Below are 21,309 nucleotides of genomic sequence, written 5' to 3'. Positions count from 1 at the left end.
CTTGCATCGGTTTGCCGCTAATAAAAATTGTTTTGTCTACCCCCCTTGGAGGCATGCATGAAGGATATTCGTAAAGTCGTCATTCCTGTGGCCGGATGGGGCACCCGTTCCTTGCCTGCAACAAAGAATATTCCCAAGGAAATGCTGCCCATCTACAACAAGCCCGTCATCCAGTATGTGGTTGAAGAAGCGCAGCGCGCCAATATTGAAGATGTAATTTTCGTCACCAACCGCGACAAAACGGTTATTGAAGATCACTTCGACTACAACCTCCAGCTTGAGGGCGTGCTTGAACGCGCTGGCAAGCTCGACAAACTGGCTGAAGTGCGCAAGGTGGCCGAGATGGTCAACATCATGTCCGTACGGCAAAAGCGCCAGCTTGGCCTTGGGCATGCGGTGCTTTGCGCGCGCGAACTTGTGCGTGATGATCCCTTTGCCATCATGGTGGGCGATGACCTCATGTTTGGCGGCGCTCCCGGCATCGGCCAGCTCATTGAAGTGGCCATGGCCGAAAAAATGCCGGTCATCGGCGTGATGGAAGTACCGTGGGAGAAGGTCAGCCGCTACGGCATCATTGATGGCGATGAAGTGACCCCCGGCGTGTTCCGCGTCAAAAACATGGTGGAAAAACCCGCCCGTGAAGACGCGCCCTCGCGCATGGCTATTGTTGGCCGTTATGTGCTCACACCTGATATTTTTGACTATCTTGAAAAGGTCGAGCCAGGTCACGGCGGCGAAATCCAGCTTACCGACGCACTGCAGGCCATGGCTCAGGAAAGGGGCATGATGGCTGTGCGTATGTCCGGTATGCGCTTTGACGCTGGCGACTGGGCGGAATTTCTCACCGCCAACATCTACTTTGCCCTTCAGGACGAAGAACTGCGCTACGATCTGCTCAAGCTGCTCAAGAATTTTGTGCAGTTCCATTAAAACCCGCTGCACATACGTATTGCCCCAAGCCTCCTCTGGTTCGCCAGAGGAGGCTTGCCATTGGGGCCGTATTACGTAACTCTGCCCCACATGTACGCCACAGTCGCCCTGCTCACTCCGCCCTACGCCAGCCTTACCTACACGCTGCCGCCCGAATTTCCCGCCGATTTCTGGCAGCCCGGCTTGCGCGTGGCCGTGCCGCTGGGCCGGGGCGAGCGCACCGCCCTGCGCGCCGCAGTGCTTTTGCGCGTCAGCCCCACCGCCGACGTGCCGGAAGGCGTTGACTGCAAAAGCCTTGGCTGGCCGCTGGAAAACGCCCCCCTGCTCCCCGCTGTACTGCTGGAACTGGCTGAAGATCTGGCCCGCCGTCAGGGGCTGCACCCCGGTCATATTCTGGGGCATGTGCTGCCACAGGGTTTGCGCCTTGCACGGGTGCGGCTGCGCAATATTGAATCGGGCAAGGCTGTGGCCTGGACTCTGGCCCGCATCCGTGAAGCCCTGCCTGAACAGCGTCAGGCGCTCGCCGAGTCCCTTTGCAAAGGCACGGCCCGCATGCTGCCCCCCGGCACAGACGCCGCCAGCGAAGAATTTTGCCTGCTGCGCGTTGACCCGCCCTGGCCTGTGCGGCCCTCGGCCAAACGCCAGATTGAGGTTCTGGACTATCTGCACCAGCACGGCAGCGTGAGCCGCAGGCGGCTTGTGCAATCCCTCGGGCAGGCCGTAACCCCAGCCCTCCATACCCTGCTGGAAGCTGGGCACGTCAACCTAGCGCGAGACAACGGCGTTGACGATGATGACGCTCTGGACGCCACAGAGCAAAGCCTGTTGCCGCCCCCGCCTGCCCCCTTTGTCCTTAACGATGAGCAGGCACGTGCGCTTGAAAGCATGCTGGAGGCACTGCGGGCAGAGGAGGCTTCCTCCCGCCTGCTCTTTGGCGTGACCGGCAGCGGCAAAACAGCAGTATACCTTGAACTTGCCAAGGCCTGCCTGGCGGCGGGCAAAAGCGTCATGCTGCTCGCACCCGAGGTGGCTCTGGCCCACAAACTGCGGCGCGATGCCACCTGCGCGCTGCCCGATGCTCCGTTATTTTTCTACCACGGCTACCAGTCGCCCGCACGGCGGGAAGCGACCTTTCGCCAGATGGCGCAAAGCGACACCCCCTGCATCGTCGTGGGTACGCGTTCGGCATTGTTTCTGCCAGTGCCGCATCTGAACTGCATTGTGCTTGACGAAGAGCACGACGGCTCTTTCAAGCAGGACGAAAGCCTGGCCTATCAGGCCAAGGAAGTGGCATGGTTCCGTGTTGCCCAGGCAAAGGGGCTGCTGGTGCTTGGTTCTGCCACGCCAGACCTCAAGACCTTTTATGCTGCTGAAAACGGCCACCTGCCCATCCTGCGGCTGCCGCACCGCGTGGGCGGACGCGAGCTGCCGCCGGTGGAACTGGTGGACATCAGCTCCCTCGCGCCCGGCTCAACCAGCATGGACGGGCTGCTGGCCCCGCAGAGCGAGGCCGCACTGCGCGAGACCATTGAGCGCGGCGAGCAGGCCGTGGTGCTGCTCAACAGGCGCGGCTACGCCCCCCTGATGTACTGCCTTGACTGCAACCGCACCCTGCGCTGCCCGCACTGCGAAATTGGGCTCACCTACCACAAGGGACTGGAAAAACTCGTCTGCCACTATTGCGGCTATAGCCGCCCCTTTCCCTCGCCCTGCCCAGAGTGTGGCGGCATGAACTTTTTGCCCATGGGCGAAGGTACAGAACGCCTGGCCGAGCGCCTGAGCGTACTGGCCGGGGGGCCTGTGCTGCGGCTGGACAGGGACAGCACCCGCAGGCCCGGACGCATGGAAGAAATCCTGGCGGCCTTTTCCCGGCAGGAGGCCCCCATACTGGTGGGTACGCAAATGCTCTCCAAGGGGCATCACTTTCCGCTGGTGACGCTGGCCGTCATCGCGGATGCGGACCTTGGTCTGAATCTGCCGGACTACCGCGCCGCCGAGCGCACATTTCAACTGCTGGTGCAGTCTGCCGGGCGCGCTGGCAGGGGCGACAAGCCGGGCCGGGTGCTTATCCAGACGCGTGATGTGGAGCACTACTGCTGGCAGTACGTGCGCACCGCAGACTATGAGGGTTTTTATCAGGCGGAGCTTGCCAAACGGCGGCTGCGCCGTTACCCGCCCTTTGTGCGTCTGGCGCTCATTCGCATATCCTACGCGCTGAACGAACAGGGCGGCCCCCCTGCTCTCAACGATCTGGCTCTGGCCCTGCGCGGCAAGGCTGCGGAACTTGGCGTGCAGCTCCTTGGCCCCGCTCCCGCCCCACTGGCCCTGCTTCGTGGGCGTAAACGCTTTACATGTTTGATAAAAGGTCAGGACTGGCAGGCTCTGCGCTCGCTCTATTTCTTTGCTTTGTCACAAAAAGCTTCAAGACACTTGCGACTTTTCCTTGACCTTGATCCGATAAATATGTTGTGACAGCCCATTACTGTTGTCGAGGGCGGCCATACAGCCGCGTCCGTTTCTGCGACATCACAACCGTACCAGCGTGCTAAGGTATGCCGGGATGGGCTGTTGTGCGCTTTTTTTGCATCTTAGTGGAGGGGTGATGAAGGTTTTTCGTGCTGTATGTCTGGCGCTGGCTCTGGTGGCCTGCTGCGCGCCCGTAGCCTGGGGCGAAGGTTTCTCCCTGAATGAATGGAGCGCCAGAGGTGTTTCCCTGGCTGGCGGCATGGTGGGCCGCGCTGATGATGTTTCGGCCATTGCCTATAATGCCGCAGGCATTACGCAACTGCCCGGCACCCGCACGATGGGCGGCTTTGCCCTCATCAGCCCCTCTGGTGGTATTTCCACCAGTTATGGCGGCCGCGAAACCTCGACCTACACGAAGCCCGCCCTCTGGAATGCTCCGCACGCCTATCTGAGCCACCAGCTCAGCGACAACGCATGGGTCGGTCTGGGCGTTTTTTCGCGTTTCGGCCTTGGCAACAGCTATTCGGGTGACTGGGCGGGCAGGTACAATGTCTATGACATCGGCGTACAGACTATTTCCTTCGTGCCTACCCTTGCCATCAAGCTCAATGATACGGTCTCCTTTTCTGTAGGCGTGGAAGCCATGAACGCCCACATGTACATGGGCAACAAAATTCTGACCTACAACAACGGCAAAAAATTTGACAACGACATGCAGCTCGAGGGGAACGGATGGGGTTATGGCGCACACCTTGGCCTGCACATGCATCTCAACGACCAGTGGTCGGTTGGCCTGTCCTACAAGAGTCAGGTGACCATGAACATCAATGGCGACGTGGAATTCGCCTATCAGGGCAACAACGCCATCAGCAAGGCCAAACACCTGCCCGAGGCCAGAAACTGCGGCGCAAACACCGTGCTTCAGCTGCCCGATTCGGCAGCCCTGGGCGTTACCTACAAGCCGCTGGACAATCTGAGTTTTGAAGTGGGCACGGTCTGGACCCGCTGGTCCACCTACAATGCCCTGAACATCTATATGGACAGCGGCTACAATTCCATCAACAACAAGGAATGGCGCGACGGCTGGAACTTCAACGGCAGCGTGGAATACAAGCCCCTTGACTGGTGGACCCTGCGCGCAGGTTTTTCTTATGAGACGCCCGTGGTCAATGAAAGCCACGCCGACTTCATGATCCCCACCAATGGCCGCAAAACGCTCAGCGTGGGTACTGGCTTCAACTGGAATAACTGGACCGTGGACCTCGCCTACGCCCACCTGTGGATCAATTCGCTTGACTACGGCGGCACCGATGCCAAGGGCATATCGCCCGAGGTAGGCATTACTGGCGGCAATTCCAAGGATGTTTCCGCAAACATCTATATGCTTTCAGTGGGTTACACGTTCTAAAAAAACAAGCTGGCCAGACGCGCCCCGCTGATGTTGTGAAGACGGCGGGCGCTTATGGCGCAATAGCATATGAACCCGGTTGTTAAAAAACAGCCGGGTTTTTCTTTTTTGTACAGAATACATTTTGTTTCCAGTTGAATCAAAGCGTTGCAGCATACTGTTTTGCATGGTCAACACAGTAAATATACGTCATCACCGCTTCCAATATAGAAAAAATATTGACATTTTCTAATGTTTGTTTCAACTTTAAAGCTGCCTTCATTTTTTTGGAGGAAAGTACCTAGGAGGACTGTCATGAAACGCTTTATTCTTGCGTTGGCGCTGGTGCTGAGTCTGGCACTGCCCAACATTGCCGCTGCTGAAGGCAACGGCATGTATCTGGCCCCCAAATTCTTGATGAGCTTTCAAAATACCGGCCAAATTGAACGCTCCCGCGCCCTGGCTGGCTCAGGCGTAGACCAGTACAGCCAGTTCACCCTTGGTGGCGCCATGGCCCTGGGCTATGACTTCTGGCCCCAGCAGATGCTGCCCCTGCGTGCCGAACTTGAATTCGCCATGCGCGGCAACAATGAAAAGACCTGGAGCGATGGCGGCGCGGCGATCAAGCAGGTCAAGGGCACCTGGAACTCCTCGACCCTGTTTGCAAACCTGTTCTGGGATTTCCACAACGACAGCATCATGACCCCTTATGTGGGTGGTGGTCTTGGCATGGCCTTCAACTACGCTGGCTATGACTTTACCGCCAACAACGGCGACAAGTTCAGCGGCGATCAGCGCACCACCAACTTTGCCTGGAACCTGGGCGCTGGTGTTGCCTTCAACATCAACGAGCACTTCGCCATTGATGCTGGCTACCGCTTTGTGAGCCTTGGCTACAACGATGTGAGCGTCACCTCTGCTGGCAACAAGTACAACGTTGGCAACCGCCCCTACGAAAACGAGTTCATGCTCGGCCTGCGCTACGGCTTCTAGCCGTAGATAAGCACAGCGGCCTCCCAGGAGGCACAGCAACGTGCTGTGGACGGTAGATTCAGCGCTGGCCCTGCTTGCGCTGTCCGTCCCTCAGGAACAAAACCCCGGCTCAGGCCGGGGTTTTTTGCATTCTGGCGTCAGGCGTATTCATCTGCTGCCCGCATGCTCCGGGCAAGCCTGGATATTTTCTTAACTTTCTTTAATATCAACAGTTTTTATATAATTTTCGTGGAAATTCCGGTCCAGTTATGCGGCATGAAACCACCGAAAATTTCTTTTTCCCCCTTGACAATCTGCCTTGCCTTACGGTGCGCATAGTTTGCTGATGCCTAGTTAAAAAGTGAAGTATACATAAGAAAAACAGAGAAAAAACAAATTATAATTGTGTAAAACTTTTTGACCCTATGTTTAAATCTCCAACATACCCCATGAAAGCCTTGCGCTCAAAGGATATCCCATCATAGGGACTACAGGCCGAGTAACTAAAAAATATTAAAATTCAGGCCTATTAGATATAAACAAAGTTGGGGATAAGAAATTGGCCCCATGTCTCAAACAGCTCGGAATCATCAATTGCCCCCAAATCTGATTTTGGGCTACAAGGCGGCATGCGCGAACAATGGTCGGAAATTTCTGAAAATCTCAAGAAAATGCTGCATTCCGGCGTTTTCAAGGTCTGGATTGCACCCTTGCAGGCACAAGTGCACGCGGGGGGGCTTTTGCTTACCGCGCCCAATGCTTTTGTGGCCAGCTGGCTCGAAGGCAAGATGCTCTCCACCCTGCGTGAAGCAGCAGCCCCGGTGCTGGGACTTGACCCAGCTTCTGTTGACGTGCGCATTACCGCTGCAGGCGATACCGCCCACAGCAGCAAGCCTGCGGCTAACCTGCCAGCCAGCGACAACCGAAATAACTCGGCCTTTGCGGCCAGCCCTGCGCAGCAGCCCGCTTCTTTTGCCCTGCCCCATAATGCAGAAGCCCCCGCCAAACAGGCTGACACGGCAGAGCAGTTCGCGCACTCATCTTCCATACTGAACGCGACCTTTTCCGGCTTGGCGGCCAACGCCACGGAGGCTGCCAGCCGTCAGGACACTGCTGCCCAGCAGATGGCGCGCCCGCAGTTGCAGGCCACCCTGCCCATCAGCAGCACCCCGGCCTACCGTCTGGCGACCAACTGGCGCTATTCTTTTGCGGACTTTGTGGTTGGCCCCACCAATAATATGGCTGTTGCGGCAGCTCAGGATGTCAGCCGTAGCAGCGGCTGCGTACGCACCCTGTTCATGAACTCTGCCCCTGGCCTTGGCAAAACCCACCTGGCTCAGGCCGTTGGACGCGCCATTGCAGAAGAACGCAGCGGCGCGCGCGTGGGCTACCTGACGGCAGAAGATTTTGCCTCGCGCTTTGTGGCTGCCCTGCGCACCCACGACATCGAAAATTTCAAGACCCGTTTCCGCGACCTTGACGTGCTGCTGCTTGAAGACGTGCATTTTCTCCAGGGTAAGGAAAAAATGCAGGACATGGCACTGGCCGTGGTGAAAAGCCTTCAGGCCAAAGGCGGACGAGTCATTTTTACCTCATCGTTTTCGCCTCGCGAACTGCAACGCGTAGACAGCCAGCTTGTGTCGCATTTCTGCTCGGGCATCCTCACCGATATTGGCCGCCCCACAGAAGACATGCGCCGCCACATTCTTGAGCGCAAGGCCAAGAGTTTTCAGGTGCTGCTGCCCGACTCCGTTTGCGAGCTGCTGGCCTGCCGCCTCGACGGCGATGTGCGCCAGATGGAATCGTGCCTGAACAGCCTCATCTTCAAGGCGCGTCTGCTCAATTGCGGGCTGAACCTTGATCTGGCCATGGAAGTGCTCAGCCAGTATGCAGAGATCAGCTGCGGGCCGGATATGCCCACCATCGTGCGTCTGGTCTGTGAAAGTTACGGCCTCAACGAGCGCCAGCTCAGCTCCCGCTCACGCCGCAAGGAATGCGTGCTGGGCCGCAACACAGTGTATTATCTCGCGCGCAAGCACACGGAACTGACTCTTGAAGAAATCGGCGAAAAATTCAACCGCCGCCATTCCACGGTTATCAAGGGCATTACCAGCGTGGAACGTGAACTCTCCAAAGAAACCAGCCTTGGCCGCCAGATTGCCAGAGCCGTCAAACTTATCGAACGCAATGCGGGCATGGGCGCGTAAGCGCCCTTGACCCTGCTGACGCCCCTTGCCTCCTGCCCTGTCTGGGGGCCACAGAGCCTGCCTTCCATCCTTTTTTTCGCTTTGCATGCTTGCCTGAGGTGAGGCCCTTAGCCTTGTAGGCCTCTAGCTGTGTACCATGCAGCAAACGCACAAGCCTGCTCCGCTTCATCCCTCAGGGCATGCAGACTGCCCCTGCGACCGTGCCCAGACATTCACGCTTATAATCTAAACCGTGTATTTATTGATACATGGCTTCACTCTCCGTATGGTCTTAACGTTCGCTGGATATGACCCAACTGGCCGCACAAGGCGTCCGGTCATGTCCACCCCGCATTCAGGACAGGCCATGCTGCACGTAGATATCCATAAAAAACACGGCGAGTTTGAACTGCAACTTGCATTTACGCTTGCGGAGTGCGGCATTGCTGTCATCTTTGGCCCTTCCGGTTCCGGAAAAACAAGCCTTATCAATTGTATTGCAGGGCTGGAAACGCCCGATGCAGGGCAGATACTCTGTCACGGCATCACCTGCTTCAACGCGGAACAAGGCATAAACCTGCCGCCAGAAGGCAGACGCCTGGGCTATGTTTTTCAGGACGCCCGCCTGTTTCCACACCTTTCTGTCCGCGAGAACCTGCGTTTCGGCCTACGGTTTCATGCCGCCCACGCCAGCAAGGATGCGCCCGCCCTTGGTGACGTTGCCGATCTGCTCGATATTGCCCCGCTGCTGCACAGACGCCCGGCCCATCTTTCCGGCGGAGAAAAGCAGCGCGTTGCCATTGGGCGTGCCTTGCTCTGCCGCCCGCGCCTTCTTCTCATGGACGAACCCCTTTCATCGCTGGACATGAGCCTCAAGGATGGCCTTATGACCTACATTGCGCGCATTCCGCAGCAGTGGAACGTGCCAGTGCTGTATGTCACCCATTCGCCCGACGAGGCCTTGGCCCTTGGCAACAGCATGCTGCTGTTGCGCCATGGCCGCCTTGAAGCGCAAGGCTTGGTTGAGGTTACCCTTCGCAAGGCGCACGGTTTGGGCCTGTTGCCGTACCCCACCTTCTATTTGTCAGGAGCCGCACATGAAGCCTCTGGTATTGCCTGAACGTTTTCGCCTTTTGCTGATACTGACCGCATGCATCCTTGTTGTTGCGCAATCGGCCCATGCTGACGGGCCATCCATCACCACCGGGCTTGGATACAAGCCCATGGTGCAGCAGTTGTGCGCGGCCTATGCGCAGCAATCGGGCGTAAAACCCACAGAAATGTACAGCGGCAACATCGGGCAGATAATCGAACAGGCCAAGGCGGGGAGCGGCGTCAGCATTATTGTTTCAGAAAAAGGCACGTTGCAGGATTCCGGCCTGGCCTTTGCCGCCTATGAACCGCTTGGCGAAGCCGTGCTCGTGCTGGCGTGGCGTAAAGGGCTGCACCTTGCCTCGGCGCAGGATCTCACCAAACCGGAATTTGCCAAAATCGGCTATCCCGATGCCAAGGCGGCCATTTACGGCAGAGCGGCAGTGGCCTTCATGAAGGGCAACAACTTGCTGGAGCCGCTCAAGGCAAAGCTTTCCATGCTTTCCACTGTGCCCCAGGTCTTTTCCTACCTTGTTTCCGGTGATCTTGACGCCGCCTTTGTGAACGAGGCCATTGCCCGCAAGCAGGGCGACAGCGTTGGCGGCTGGATGGAAGTGCGCGAGGGCTATACGCCCATGCTGCTGGTGGCGGGTGTCGTGGCCGGGCAGGAGAACAAGGCCGAAGTGCGCTCGTTCATGCAGTTTCTGAAAACCCCTGAAGCGCAGCGCATCCTTGCGGGCAACGGCCTGCGCCTGTAGCCATGCAGCTTCATGAACTGTGGCGCGCCCTGTGTGCGCCTGAAGTCAGCTTTTCCGTGCTGCTGACCCTGCGGGTCTGTAGCGCCTGCCTGATCTTGCACGCGCTGACGGCCATTCCTCTTGCCCGGCTGGGCATGGCTAAAAATCCGCATCTGCGGCGGGTGATCAACTTTATCATCACCCTGCCGCTGGTTTTTCCGCCTATGGCCCTGGGCTTTTTGCTGCTCATGCTCTTTGGCCGCAACGGCTGGGGAGGCATTGCCCTGCGGGAGACACTGGGCGTCAGCCTGGTGTTTTCGCAGGGGGGCATCATTCTTGCCGCATGGCTGGCAGGGCTGCCCCTTGTGGTCAAGCCCGTGCAAACCGCGCTGAACAATCCCGATCTGCTGCGCTTTGAGCAGGCGGCGCGGGTGTGCGGCGCCTCACCCCGCAAGTGTTTTTTTCTTGTGACCTTGCCGCTCATCCGGCATGGCCTTGCCGCCGGGCTGCTGCTGGGCATCACGCGGGCCATGGGCGAGGTGGGCATCAGCCTCATGCTCGGCGGCAACATTGCAGGGCGCACCAATACACTCTCGCTGGAAGTGTTCAACGCCGTATCCACAGGCGAATTTCAGCGGGCAGCCCTGCTCTGCGCCATACTGGCGATAATCAGTCTTTTGCTGTACCTTGGCATTGACTGGTGTCAAAAAAGGTCATTCTAGAGCATTATCACTCCGCTGCTTCAGCGCAAATACACGATTCTGCGCCGTTGACGGAACATTCTCAACCGACATTGCTCTAGCCTGTATAGTGTTCTGCATTTACAAGGAGCATGTCATGCACTTTCCCTGTTCCGATACATGGCTGGAGGGCCTGCTGGCAGACGACTGCCCCGGCCTTGACCTTACGGTAGAACTGCTCGGCATTGCCGCGGCTTCTGGCGTCATGCGCTTTGCGCCCAAGGCGGATTGCACCATCAGCGGCGTGGAAGAAGCCGGATTGCTTCTGCGCAAATGCGGTCTTTCTGTCAGCCGCACCGCCGCCAACGGCGACAGGCTTGCAGCGGGCCGGCAATGTCTGGAGGCCACAGGCCCCGCCGCCGCCCTGCACCGTGGCTGGAAGCTGGCCCAGACCCTGATGGAATACATGACAGGCATTGCCACGCGCGCGGCGCACATGGTGGAGCAGGCCCACACCGCAAACCCCGCCGTGCGCGTTGCCGTGACACGCAAAAACTTTCCCGGCGCCAAGACCATCTGCCTGGAGGCCGCCATGAACGGCGGGGCCATTATTCATCGGCAAAACCTCTCGGACAGTATCCTCATTTTTGACCAGCACCGCGTTTTTCTGCCCGGCGAGCAGCAGACCTCGTTGCGCAGCGTGGCAGCAATGATGGATAAATTGCGAGCGAAAGCGCCTGAGCGCAAGGTCAGCGCAGAGGTGGACACCTTTGACGATGCCCTGCTGGTGGCGGAGGCAGGCATTGATATTGTTCAGTGCGAAAAATTCGATTGCGAGACCCTTGCCGCAACCGTGGGCGCTGTGCGCGCCCTGCGCGATGACATCGTCATTCTGGCCGCTGGCGGCGTCAACGGCGGCAACGCCGCCCAGTACGCGGCCACTGGCGTTGACGTGCTTGTCACAAGCTGGCCCTACTTTGGCAAACCGGCAGACATCAAGGTTGTGATGGAAAAAGCCCCCTAGGGCAATAATTGCGGAGGTACAGATGCCTTTTGTAAATATTAAGGTAACAGGTGGTGCAGAAGCCCCCACTGCGGAACAGAAAGCAGAACTTATCAGCGGCGTCACGGAGCTGCTGCAAAGGGTGCTGAACAAAAATCCCGCGACTACCGTGGTTCTTATTGAAGAACTCTCCACGGATAACTGGGGCATCGGCGGCGAAAGCGTTACCGTGCGCCGCCGCAAACAGTAGCAGCCATCAAATAAGCAAGGCGGCAGCCCGGACATGAAGCCCGGGTCGCCGCCTTTATTTTTTACTACAAAGATAAAGCCTTACAGCCAGGTGACATCCAGCGCCTTGCGCGGCGGCCTGAAGTGGGGGGCAAGCAGGGGAAAGCCCATCATCTGTGCGGCATAGACCTGCTCATCGTCCTTAACGCCTACAAAGGCCCGCAGAGCGTGGGCAGAGGGATGCCCCATGGCAAAGCATACGTAGCCGCCCCAGCAACAGCCCACCTTGTGCCCGTGAGCCAGCAGCTCCAGATAAGCGGCGGCAATGGAGGCATCCGCAGGCCCCCAATGCCCCTTGGGGGCAACAATCAGGGCAATCTGCGGAGCAGTGCGGGTGATGACGTCATACCCAGCTTCCCATGCCCGCACGAGGCTTTCGGCATGTACATCCTTGGCGGTGGCAGGGTCAATTTCCGGCAGGGCGCGCAACCAGTCAATGACCAGGGCTGCCAGCTTTTCCGTCCGCTCGCGGGTTTCCAAAACAATCCAGCGCAACTCCTGCGTGTTTTTGGCCGTAGGTGCAAAGCGCGCGCCGTCAAGAATCCTGTGCAACAGTTCGCGCGGAACAGGTTTGTTTTTGAAATTCCGCACCGAGCGGCGCGAAAATACGAGTTCTTCAACCTGCTCGGCCGAAGGTAGCTGATCACGCCGCAAGGGACGGCTGTCTTGCGAAGAAAGCCCCGGCGCGGAACAGGCATTGGCCGGGCAAAAGGCCATGCACTGCCCGCAACCAATACATACCCTGACCTTATGCAAAGACATGGAGGGGTATTCACCAACATTGCCATCAATAATCTGAATGGGGCACACTTTGGCGCAAATTCCGTCCTTGCGGCACAATTCTGTATCTACTATAAAAGAATTCATAGACTCCCTGGCGTTATAACGCATGGTCAAAAATGCAAAATGCCGCCTTTGCAGGCATGAGCCTGCTCAGGGGCTTGTATCCTGCACATAAAAGCGGCGGTTTACAGGCTGCCGTGGTACGAATACTACGGTAATGCCTGCCAAAAGGCAAAAATCCGCCAGCACACCCACGGCCCGGCCCTCAGCGGCAGGCGCCAGCAGAACCTCGGCCGCAGCTGCCGCCTCTGTTTTTTCAGCAATCCGCTGCCACCAGTTGCAGTGCCCTTCGACTATCAGTTTCCTGCTTTCAGATTTCCACTCTCATTTTTCCAAAAAAATGATCCCGCAAAATTATCGGAATGGCAATTTTGAGAATAATTTCCCATTATTAAACAATATCATCTTGGAACTTGTTTTTTTCACACTGCTATGGTATCATTTCTGCTTGTGTTCTGAACAAATATACTCCGCCTTATACTATTTGTTAGCAAATAGTGGCGCTTGAATCTATGCCTTGTTACACAACCTGTCACAAACCTAAAGTTTTTTCACAAGCAAGCGATAGTATTTTAAACTATTGCATATGGAGAACTTTGATGCAATTACGAGCAAAAGTCTGCATCCCCATAGCTGGTATTACACTTGCTATCGGCATTTGTTGTTATTTTGTCATTCAAAAGCAATTTGAAAGACTTAACGAAACAAATATACAGACTTTGGTCGAAGCCCGCTCCTCGCAGATGAAACAGGCCATTGAACTGTGCAGCGAACAGGCCATGCGCATGGCCGCGCTGGTGAGCAGGCTGCCCGAAGTTGAGGCCGCTTACAGAACAGCCATGGAAGGCGACATTAACGATGAAAACAGCGCCACCGCCCAAAGGGGACGGGAAATGTTGCGCGCTTCCCTCGCTCCCATGCTGGACGGATTCAAGGCGGTTATCGGCGAAAAACCCCAGATCCACTACCACTTCCCCCCGGCCCGGAGCTTTGCGCGCCTGTGGCGCGACAAACAGACCAAGCGGGGCGACAAGTGGGTTGATATTTCAGACGATCTTTCGACCTTCCGCCCCACTGTGCTTGAGGTAAACAAGAACGGCAAAGCCCTGTGCGGGGTCGAAATCGGCAGCGGCGGCTTTGAAATCCGGGGCCTTGCGCCTGTCACAAGCCTTTCTGGCAGCCAGTTGGGTTCTGTTGAAGTGCTGGTGAGCTTTACGCACGTACTGAGCGGCCTGAGCTCTGGCGAGGGAGAATCCTCGCTGCTGTACATGAATGCCGAGCACCTTAAGGTTGCCACGGGCCTGCAAAACAAGGAAAAGCATCCGATCGTTGCCGATTCATATATTCTTGTGAGCGGCACCAAGGACGGCAAGGTTGAGGGATTGCTGGACAAGAGCTTCCTGGATGCAACCCGTAAGGGATCGACAACCCGAATTGTCGGCTCCACCCTGCTTTCCGGCATGCCCATTACAGATTTCAAGGACAAGCAGATCGGCGTGCTCGTGTTCAGCACTGATCTGTCTGAACAGCAGGGCATCATGAGCCGCGCGGGGATCATCCTTGCGGCGGCCTTCCTTACCCTGCTTGTAGTGCCGCTGGTCATGACGTTCTTTGTGCTCAGCATAACAGTGCTGCGGCCAGTTCAGAGCATCCGTCAGACCATCCAGGAGATCGCAGAAGACAGGGCAGTGCTGGCCCATCGCCTGAAGTATTCCTCCGAGGACGAAATCGGCGCGCTGGCCTCATGGTTCAACCGGCTGCTGGACAAGATTGAAAGCATGCTCACAGAGGTGCAGGGATACAGAAACCTGCTGGATTCCGTGCCCGATCCTATCTTTGGCGTAGATGACGACTACCGCATTATCATCGCCAACAAAGCCACAGAAACCTTGCTCGAGAAAGACATTACAAAGCTTCGCGGGCAATTCTGCCACGACAACTTCAATACCGAAGTGTGCCAGAGCGACGACTGCCCCATTGCGCAGTCCAAGTGCAGCGGCAAGTCTGTGGTGGCGCGCATACTTGATATCGGCACTGCGGAAAATCCGCATTATATTCAGCCGTTCAGTGATGTGCTGCGCGACAACCAGGGTAATAAAATCGGCTATGTGGAAATTGCGCGCGATGTGACCACCCTGGTGCTAAAAGAACGCGAGATTGAAGCCACCATGAAGCATATGCAGGAAGTGAATACCTCCATAAGCGCAGCGGCTGACAGCCTGACAGAAGCTGTGGGCCTGATGAATGACCGCTTCCAGCAGGTTTCGGATGGTGCGGATGCGCAAAACGGCCGCGCGCAGGAGACCGCCACCGCCATGGAAGAAATGACTTCCACCGTGCGCGAGGTGGCGCAAAATGCTTCTTCCGCCGCTGACCAGACAGAAGACGCACGGCAAAAGGCACGGCATGGCGCGGAAATTGTTGACGAAGCTGTTTCTGCCATTGCAGAGGTCAACAGCCACACTGGCGCTCTGCTCAAGGAAATGGAATCCCTTGAAACCCATACCGAGGGCATTGGCAGAATCATGGGAGTTATCTCGGATATTGCCGATCAGACAAATCTGCTGGCCCTTAACGCTGCTATCGAAGCTGCCCGCGCGGGCGATGCCGGGCGCGGTTTTGCCGTAGTGGCGGACGAAGTGCGCAAACTCGCGGAAAAGACCATGCAGGCCACCAAGGAAGTCACAGAGGCCATCACAACCATTCAATCTGTGGCAAAGGGCAATATGCAGGAAATGCGCGATACTGCCGACACTGTCAGCAGAGCTACAGAAATGGCCAACCAGAGCGGCGCCGCGCTTTCCCAGATAGTGGAAATTGTCGCCAGTGCCAGTAACAGCGTGCAATCCATCGCCACGGCAGCGGAACAGCAATCCGCCACGAGCGAAGAAATCAACCGCGCCATTACAGATGTGAAGCATGTTGCAGAAACCACCAATGCCCTGACGCGTGAACTGCACGGCACCGTTGCCGAACTTTCACGCCTTGCCGCGCAGTTGAAGGCGCTGTCGCAAGGATAAGTTCCCGTAGATTCCGAACAGGCGCAGATATCACAGGGCCCGCATCAGTCATACTGTTTGCGGGCCCTGTAGCCTCTTCTTGACGTTTGACACAAGATGCCCTACCCACAGGCTATGTAGCGTTGAGTCAAGGGCTTGTTCAAGCGCCAGCACTGATCGCGGCAGCTCAGGCGGCAGGCACCAGAGCTGACCAGGCAAACTGCCTGCCCTACAGTCCAAAGTAAAAAGCCATAACCCGATTGCAAACAATCAGGCAGCCCCCCTTGCCGACAGTGGTGCAATACCAAGGTCTCACAAATTTCGCTCCCAAAAATCCCGCAACTACACACGCCCTAACCCAACAGGTTCATTGAGGTTATTTGATGAAGAACGTTGAACGCTTGCTTCAGGGGAATGAATTTTTTCAAAAAAACTATTTCTGCAAGCATGAAAATGAGCTTCTGGAACTGGTTTCCAGCGGCCAGCACCCCAAGGTACTCTATATCGGCTGCGCCGACTCAAGGGTTATTCCATCGCTTATCACCAACACACCTCCCGGCCAGCTCTTTGTGCTGCGCAACGTGGGCAACTTTGTAGCCCCTTACAAACCGGACGAAGACTATCACGCCATGGCCGCAGGCATTGAATATGCCGTAACAGCTTTGAATGTTGAAGAAATCATCATTTGCGGCCACACCTATTGCGGCGCCATCGCAGCCCTGTACAAGGACATTCATGACGAGGCCTTTGTGCACACGCAAAAATGGCTTTCGCTGGGCAAAAAAGCCAAGGAACTCGCCACGCTGGCACTTGGCAAGGAAGTTGGACAGGATAAACTGCTGCGCCTGACAGAGAAACTCTCCATCATTTTTCAGATAGAAAACCTCATGACATACCCGTGCGTGCGCGACAGAGTAAAATCGGGCGACCTGCACGTTCACGGCTGGCTCTACTATATTGAATCTGGCGAAATCAAATATTACGACCCGGACGAGCACGATTTTCTGGCCCTGAAAAAATAACGTTCCAGAGCGCAGGCCAACGCGCTTGTTTTTGTTGCGACATGCAGTGACAGCGGATTTTCCAGCCTTGGAAAATCCGCTGTTTTTTATACTCGTTCTAGCATTTCGCATTCTGTGGTGTGAATACAGGCATTGATGCCATTTGCCAAATACGTGCACGCATGCTCGCAAGACATCTGTAAACTGCTTTGAAGGCTCACTACTGTGGGCCTTTTACCATTCAGGCGTGCCTAGCAACCATCGCAGCCATATACTTATAAATTCATAACGATACAAAGATATTGCTTTATAAGAAAAATTCACATTTACACCAGATAAATTTTATATTTAACTAATTTGAAATACATTCCAAGCTAGTCAGCCTCAAGCAAGGGACTACTTCCATGAACAAAAATCTGACAGATCAATTCATGAAGTGGAATGGTTCAACAAATATTGCATGCTGTCTTTTAACTCGGATTGCAGGTAATACATTTTCCATTAGTGCCGCCAATACAAGATTTACTGAACGCCTAAAAATCACTGACTTTGAAAGCTTAGAAAAAATTATCGAAAACAGGGATCACCTGAACAAGTCGCTCTCCCATGATGCTGCGGAAGAATGGACAGTATTTTGCGAAACCATGCATTGCTTCCTTGATTGCCGCTGCCAGCGCATTGAAGACAACGTTTGCGTACTGTGGATTTCTGCAGCAGAACAGCAGCCGATTGATGTTCTGTCTGATATTCCGATCGGCATCATCCGCATGAAGGTCGCGCAAGGGCCTGCCAAACTTCACTGCACCTACATGAACAGCGAGGCGCTGGCCATGACAGGCACATCGGGCAATGAGGCGAGCAAGTGTTTCCACGCCAGCGATCTCATGCATGTTCACAGTGCCGACGCGTGCAGGATAGAACACATGCTGGCAATGTTCATCTCCGGCAAGGCCATGCAACCCCTGGAGTGCAGGCTGCGCCCGCAAGATGGGCACGTCAGATGGATTCGCGTCAGTCTCTCCTGGGTTATTCCCCAAAAAGTGCTGCAACTGGCATTTGTCAACATTTCTACTGAAAAAGAGACCCTGGCGCACAACCGGCAAAACCAGGTTCTGCTGCAAAAAATTCTGGATACTACGCAGGCTGCAATCTTCTGGAAAGACGCTGAAAGGCGTTTCACCGGCGTAAACAAGGCATTTCTGGAATATTACGGCTTTGATTCCGAGCAGGTGCTTTTGGGTAAGAATGATGAAGACATGGGCTGGCACAGCGACCCCGACCCGTACAAAAATGATGAACTGCGAGTGTTGCAGGGCGAGAGCACCACACGGGTTCCTGGCATGTGCTTTTGCAAGGGCGAAAACCGCCACATTGTAGCCAGCAAAAGCCCGCTTTATGAAGACGGAAAAATTGTAGGCCTTGTGGGCAGCTTTGAAGATGTCACAAGTGAATACATGTTGCGCAAAGACGTAGTGGATCTCAATGCCAAGCTGCACACAGCGCTGAAGAAAGAACGCCAGGCCAACCGCGCAAAGTCGGACTTTCTCTTGCGTATGAGCCACGACATGCGCACTCCCCTTGCCACCATTGTCGGCTTATCAGACCTTGAGCTGAAAAAGCACAGGGAACCTGACCTCACCAAGGCCTTCTCCACCATAAAGGCGTGTTCAAATTTTCTGCTTGCCATTCTTTCTGACATTCTTGACCTGCAGAAACTCTCTAACGGAAAAATAGACGTTACACCAACAATTTGCACTGGCGCACATAGCGCAAAAAACATTGAGTCCATCATCAGGCCCCAGGCCGAGGCAAAAAACATCACATTCATAACGCAATTCAACTGCACAGCAACCAACTGCCATGCGCAGATCGATACGCGCAAGGTTCAGCAGATCATTGTCAACCTCTTGAACAATGCCGTCAAATACACGCAACCCGGCGGCACCATAACATGGCGCAATGATATCAGCGGTGAAAATGCCGACAGTATTGTTGTGACCCACGTCATTTCTGATAACGGGCCGGGAATCAGCAAAAAATTTCAGGCCAGAATGTACTCCCCGTTCACGCAGGAAGATCATGTTTCCAGCGCAGGCAGCGGGCTTGGGCTGGCCATTGTAAAAAATCTGGTGGACATTCTTGGGGGCAACATCACCTGCAAGTCTGCGCCCGGCCAGGGAACGACCTTTACTGTGATTTTGCCCCACAAAAAAGCTACCGCAGCAGATATCACCGCATTCCACAAAAAAAATCGCACTCAGCACGCCGCCGTCCCACTTGAGGGAAGAAAGATCCTCATCTGCGAAGACAACGCCATCAACAGTGAAATCCTGAAAGAAATGCTTGAGAGTGAAGGAGCGCTGTGCGAACAGGCGTTCAATGGCAGAGAAGGTGTGGAAAAGGCCAGAGGCCGTAATTACGACATTGTCATGATGGACATTCGCATGCCTGTGATGGACGGCTATCAGGCCACCCGCGAAATACGGGAGTTTGATGTGGACACCCCCATTGTGGCACTTTCCGCCAATGTTTTTGCCGATGAAATACAGAACGCCTTTGAATCCGGTATGGATGAGTTTCTGGAAAAACCGGTAGTTATGAGCAAGATGTTTTCAGTTCTTGGCCAGCTTCTTTCCACCACGTCTGACGCGCCCTTGCACGGTCCGGATTAAAAACTCGCCAGCCCGCAAGCTCGCTTTTCAGAAAAAAGCCTTCATCCCTTCCTGCCAGCTTGCGTCTGAACTGTTTTGCACGCACAGTGCAAGCATAACTCACCTTGTTGTAAATATCACAACCACGCGGGGCGTATTATACAGATGCAACCTTTCCAAGCAGGCCTTGCACCTCCCGGAAACATGATTACCTGAAAAGAACTTAAGGTAGTCAACTACTATATTTCCCCCTCTTGCTGCTTTGCAGTCTGCCCATAGTGAGGTATTATGTACAGGACTGCACCATATGCGGCAAGCCACAGATACGGCTATGAACGGCTCTTCATACCCTTCCAACCGGAGGCTATCCCCCGAAGGAGGCCATGATGACAACTATTAAGAGCATCAGCGCGCAAGCCCTGCGGCAAAAAGACCTCAAGCAGGCGCTCATTGTGGATGTGCGCACCCCCATGGAATTTGCGGAAAAACGCCTCGTCCTTCCGACCACGCTGGCCCCGGTGACGGAGCTTGATCCTCACATGGTTGCCCTGCGCAGCGGGGCATTGGCAGATACCCCCATTTATACCCTTTGCGCCAGCGGCAGACGTGCGCAAACGGCGGCGGCCAAATTTGCCGAAGCCGGATTTACGGACATAACCGTTATTGAAGGCGGCCTTGCAGCCTGCAAGGAAGCTGGCTTCCCCACTGCGGGGCAGGCGCTGCCCAAAACAGGCGAAACCTCACCCACGCTGGACAGGCAGGTGCGCCTTGTGGCCGGGGCGCTCACGGCCCTGTTCGTTTTGCTGGGGCTTTTTGTGCACAAGGCTTTTCTGCTCGGCGCGCTCTTTATTGGCTGCGGGCAGGTATTTTCCGGCCTTACCAACTGGTGCGGCCTGGCCCTTCTGCTCACGCGCGCACCCTGGAACAAAAAGGGCTGCTCTGGCGGCGCTTGCCCCATTGGAGCTGGCAAAAGCCCCGGCGCAAGCTGCCAGTAATGCGCCTTCCCTTGATGCCGGAACTTTCACCCTAGCTTTTTTGCAAAGGAGTTCGCCATGTCTGCACCCAACGTGCGCGGATTTTTTGATCCCGTTACCGCTACCTGGACATATGTGGTCTGGTCTGCAACCGATGCCCAGAAGCGTTGCGCCATTATAGACAGCGTGCTGGATTTTGACCTCCACGCCTGCCGCACATCCACTGTTTCTGCCGATGCCGTTATTGATTTTGTCCGTCAGCAGGGCTTTGTGGTGGAGTGGATTCTTGAAACCCACATCCATGCCGATCACGTCACCGCAGCCAGCTATATCAAGGAAAAAATGGGCGGGAAAATAGCCATCAGCAAACACATGCTGGATATCATTTCCACCTGGACCCCCATTTTCCAAACGCAGGAGGACACACCCGCAGACGGCTCGGCCTTTGACCATCTGTTTGAAAATGATGAAGAGTTCACCATTGCCGACATGCCCGCAAAAATCATCCACACGCCGGGGCATACCCCCGCAGACACCACCTATATTGTGGGCAATGCGGCCTTTGTGGGCGACACCATCTTTTTGCCCGATGTGGGTTCAGGCCGGTGCGACTTCCCTGGCGGCAGCGCCGAGGATTCGTATGATTCCTCCCGCAAGCTCTTTGCCCTGCCCGACGACCTGCGCATCTATGTGGGGCATGACTACCCGCCTGAGGGTGTGCGGGGCCCGCAGTGCATGGCAACCGTTGGCGAGCAGAAAACCGCCAACGTGCGGCTGAACCTGCAAGTGGGCAAGGCCGAATTTGTGGCAAAACGCAAGGCGGACGATAACGGCAAGGCTGTGCCGCCGCTCATATTGCCCTCCCTTCAGGCCAACATGCGCACAGGAAAATTCGGCAAGGCCGTCAATGGCCTGCAATTTGTAAAACTGCCCCTAAACCGCATGTAAGTAAGACCAAGGACAAATATCCAGCATACAGACAAAGCCCCTTCTTCCACTGGCATGCCGCAATGGACGAAGGGGCTTTGAGAATGCGCGTGACCAAGGCCGGAGCGTCAGAAAAGAGGGAGGCTTGCGACAGGGCATGGGCCTTGTAATTT

17 protein-coding genes are annotated in these 21,309 nt (G+C 55.7%); 15 read left to right on the top strand and 2 right to left on the bottom strand.

Annotation, left to right across the window (positions count from 1 at the left end):
• Positions 1-57 precede the first annotated feature (57 nt).
• From galU to ACUZ9Q_RS04565, 10 genes are all read left to right on the top strand, one after another.
• Positions 58-930, top strand: coding sequence for a UTP--glucose-1-phosphate uridylyltransferase GalU (gene galU / locus ACUZ9Q_RS04610; protein WP_192111349.1), 873 nt, complete (start codon positions 58-60; stop codon positions 928-930).
• A gap of 90 nt (positions 931-1,020) precedes the next feature.
• Positions 1,021-3,402: a replication restart helicase PriA gene (gene priA / locus ACUZ9Q_RS04605; RefSeq protein WP_215647202.1), complete on the top strand. Its 2,382-nt coding sequence runs from the start codon at positions 1,021-1,023 to the stop codon at positions 3,400-3,402.
• Between the two features lie 130 nt (positions 3,403-3,532).
• The gene (locus ACUZ9Q_RS04600) at positions 3,533-4,804 is read left to right on the top strand and encodes an OmpP1/FadL family transporter (protein ID WP_449247417.1); all 1,272 of its coding nucleotides are present in this window, start codon (positions 3,533-3,535) and stop codon (positions 4,802-4,804) included.
• A 294-nt stretch (positions 4,805-5,098) separates the two neighbouring features.
• On the top strand, positions 5,099-5,776 hold the full coding sequence (locus ACUZ9Q_RS04595; protein ID WP_192111347.1) for an outer membrane protein: 678 nt from the start codon (positions 5,099-5,101) through the stop codon (positions 5,774-5,776).
• A 608-nt stretch (positions 5,777-6,384) separates the two neighbouring features.
• Complete coding sequence (locus ACUZ9Q_RS04590) at positions 6,385-7,962, top strand: DnaA ATPase domain-containing protein (protein WP_300553464.1); 1,578 nt, start codon at positions 6,385-6,387, stop codon at positions 7,960-7,962.
• 319 nt (positions 7,963-8,281) lie between these two features.
• Complete coding sequence (locus ACUZ9Q_RS04585) at positions 8,282-9,061, top strand: molybdenum ABC transporter ATP-binding protein (protein ID WP_233482677.1); 780 nt, start codon at positions 8,282-8,284, stop codon at positions 9,059-9,061.
• Positions 9,039-9,791, top strand: a complete 753-nt coding sequence (gene modA, locus ACUZ9Q_RS04580; RefSeq protein ID WP_215647046.1) for a molybdate ABC transporter substrate-binding protein — start codon at positions 9,039-9,041, stop codon at positions 9,789-9,791. Before ACUZ9Q_RS04585 ends, modA begins: the two co-directional genes overlap by 23 nt.
• Before the next feature lie 2 nt (positions 9,792-9,793).
• Complete coding sequence (locus tag ACUZ9Q_RS04575) at positions 9,794-10,492, top strand: molybdate ABC transporter permease subunit (protein WP_192111343.1); 699 nt, start codon at positions 9,794-9,796, stop codon at positions 10,490-10,492.
• A gap of 115 nt (positions 10,493-10,607) precedes the next feature.
• Positions 10,608-11,474 carry a ModD protein gene (modD, locus tag ACUZ9Q_RS04570; RefSeq protein WP_192111342.1) on the top strand — a complete coding sequence of 289 codons (867 nt, stop codon included), beginning with the start codon at positions 10,608-10,610 and terminating at the stop codon, positions 11,472-11,474.
• A gap of 22 nt (positions 11,475-11,496) precedes the next feature.
• On the top strand, positions 11,497-11,703 hold the full coding sequence (locus tag ACUZ9Q_RS04565) for a tautomerase family protein (RefSeq protein WP_192111341.1): 207 nt from the start codon (positions 11,497-11,499) through the stop codon (positions 11,701-11,703).
• 80 nt (positions 11,704-11,783) lie between these two features.
• Here ACUZ9Q_RS04565 and ACUZ9Q_RS04560 read toward each other — a convergent pair whose 3' ends face one another.
• A complete protein-coding gene (locus tag ACUZ9Q_RS04560; protein ID WP_300553471.1) occupies positions 11,784-12,608 on the bottom strand; it encodes a nitroreductase family protein in 825 nt (274 codons plus the stop codon).
• 719 nt (positions 12,609-13,327) lie between these two features.
• On the opposite strand from ACUZ9Q_RS04560, the gene ACUZ9Q_RS04555 reads away from it, so the two are divergent.
• Both ACUZ9Q_RS04555 and ACUZ9Q_RS04550 read left to right on the top strand, forming a co-directional pair.
• A complete protein-coding gene (locus ACUZ9Q_RS04555; protein WP_449247416.1) occupies positions 13,328-15,604 on the top strand; it encodes a methyl-accepting chemotaxis protein in 2,277 nt (758 codons plus the stop codon).
• Between the two features lie 362 nt (positions 15,605-15,966).
• Entirely contained in the window at positions 15,967-16,605 is a 639-nt protein-coding gene (locus tag ACUZ9Q_RS04550) for a carbonic anhydrase (protein WP_192111338.1), read from the top strand.
• A gap of 536 nt (positions 16,606-17,141) precedes the next feature.
• On the opposite strand, the gene ACUZ9Q_RS04545 is transcribed toward ACUZ9Q_RS04550, so the two are convergent.
• On the bottom strand, positions 17,142-17,456 hold the full coding sequence (locus ACUZ9Q_RS04545; RefSeq protein WP_323390784.1) for a hypothetical protein: 315 nt from the start codon (positions 17,454-17,456) through the stop codon (positions 17,142-17,144).
• A 51-nt stretch (positions 17,457-17,507) separates the two neighbouring features.
• On the opposite strand from ACUZ9Q_RS04545, the gene ACUZ9Q_RS04540 reads away from it, so the two are divergent.
• The 3 genes from ACUZ9Q_RS04540 to ACUZ9Q_RS04530 all read left to right on the top strand — a co-directional run bounded on the left by ACUZ9Q_RS04540 (position 17,508) and on the right by ACUZ9Q_RS04530 (position 21,157).
• Positions 17,508-19,256 carry an ATP-binding protein gene (locus tag ACUZ9Q_RS04540; RefSeq protein ID WP_449247415.1) on the top strand — a complete coding sequence of 583 codons (1,749 nt, stop codon included), beginning with the start codon at positions 17,508-17,510 and terminating at the stop codon, positions 19,254-19,256.
• A gap of 365 nt (positions 19,257-19,621) precedes the next feature.
• A complete protein-coding gene (locus tag ACUZ9Q_RS04535) occupies positions 19,622-20,230 on the top strand; it encodes a rhodanese-like domain-containing protein (protein WP_192111335.1) in 609 nt (202 codons plus the stop codon).
• Positions 20,231-20,287: 57 nt separating this feature from the next.
• Positions 20,288-21,157 carry an MBL fold metallo-hydrolase gene (locus tag ACUZ9Q_RS04530; RefSeq protein ID WP_192111334.1) on the top strand — a complete coding sequence of 290 codons (870 nt, stop codon included), beginning with the start codon at positions 20,288-20,290 and terminating at the stop codon, positions 21,155-21,157.
• Positions 21,158-21,309 lie beyond the last annotated feature (152 nt).

It is taken from the genome of Desulfovibrio desulfopostgatei (assembly GCF_053570645.1).
Note: the sequence above shows the minus strand (reverse complement) of the source record. Positions and strands in the feature narration are given on the sequence as shown.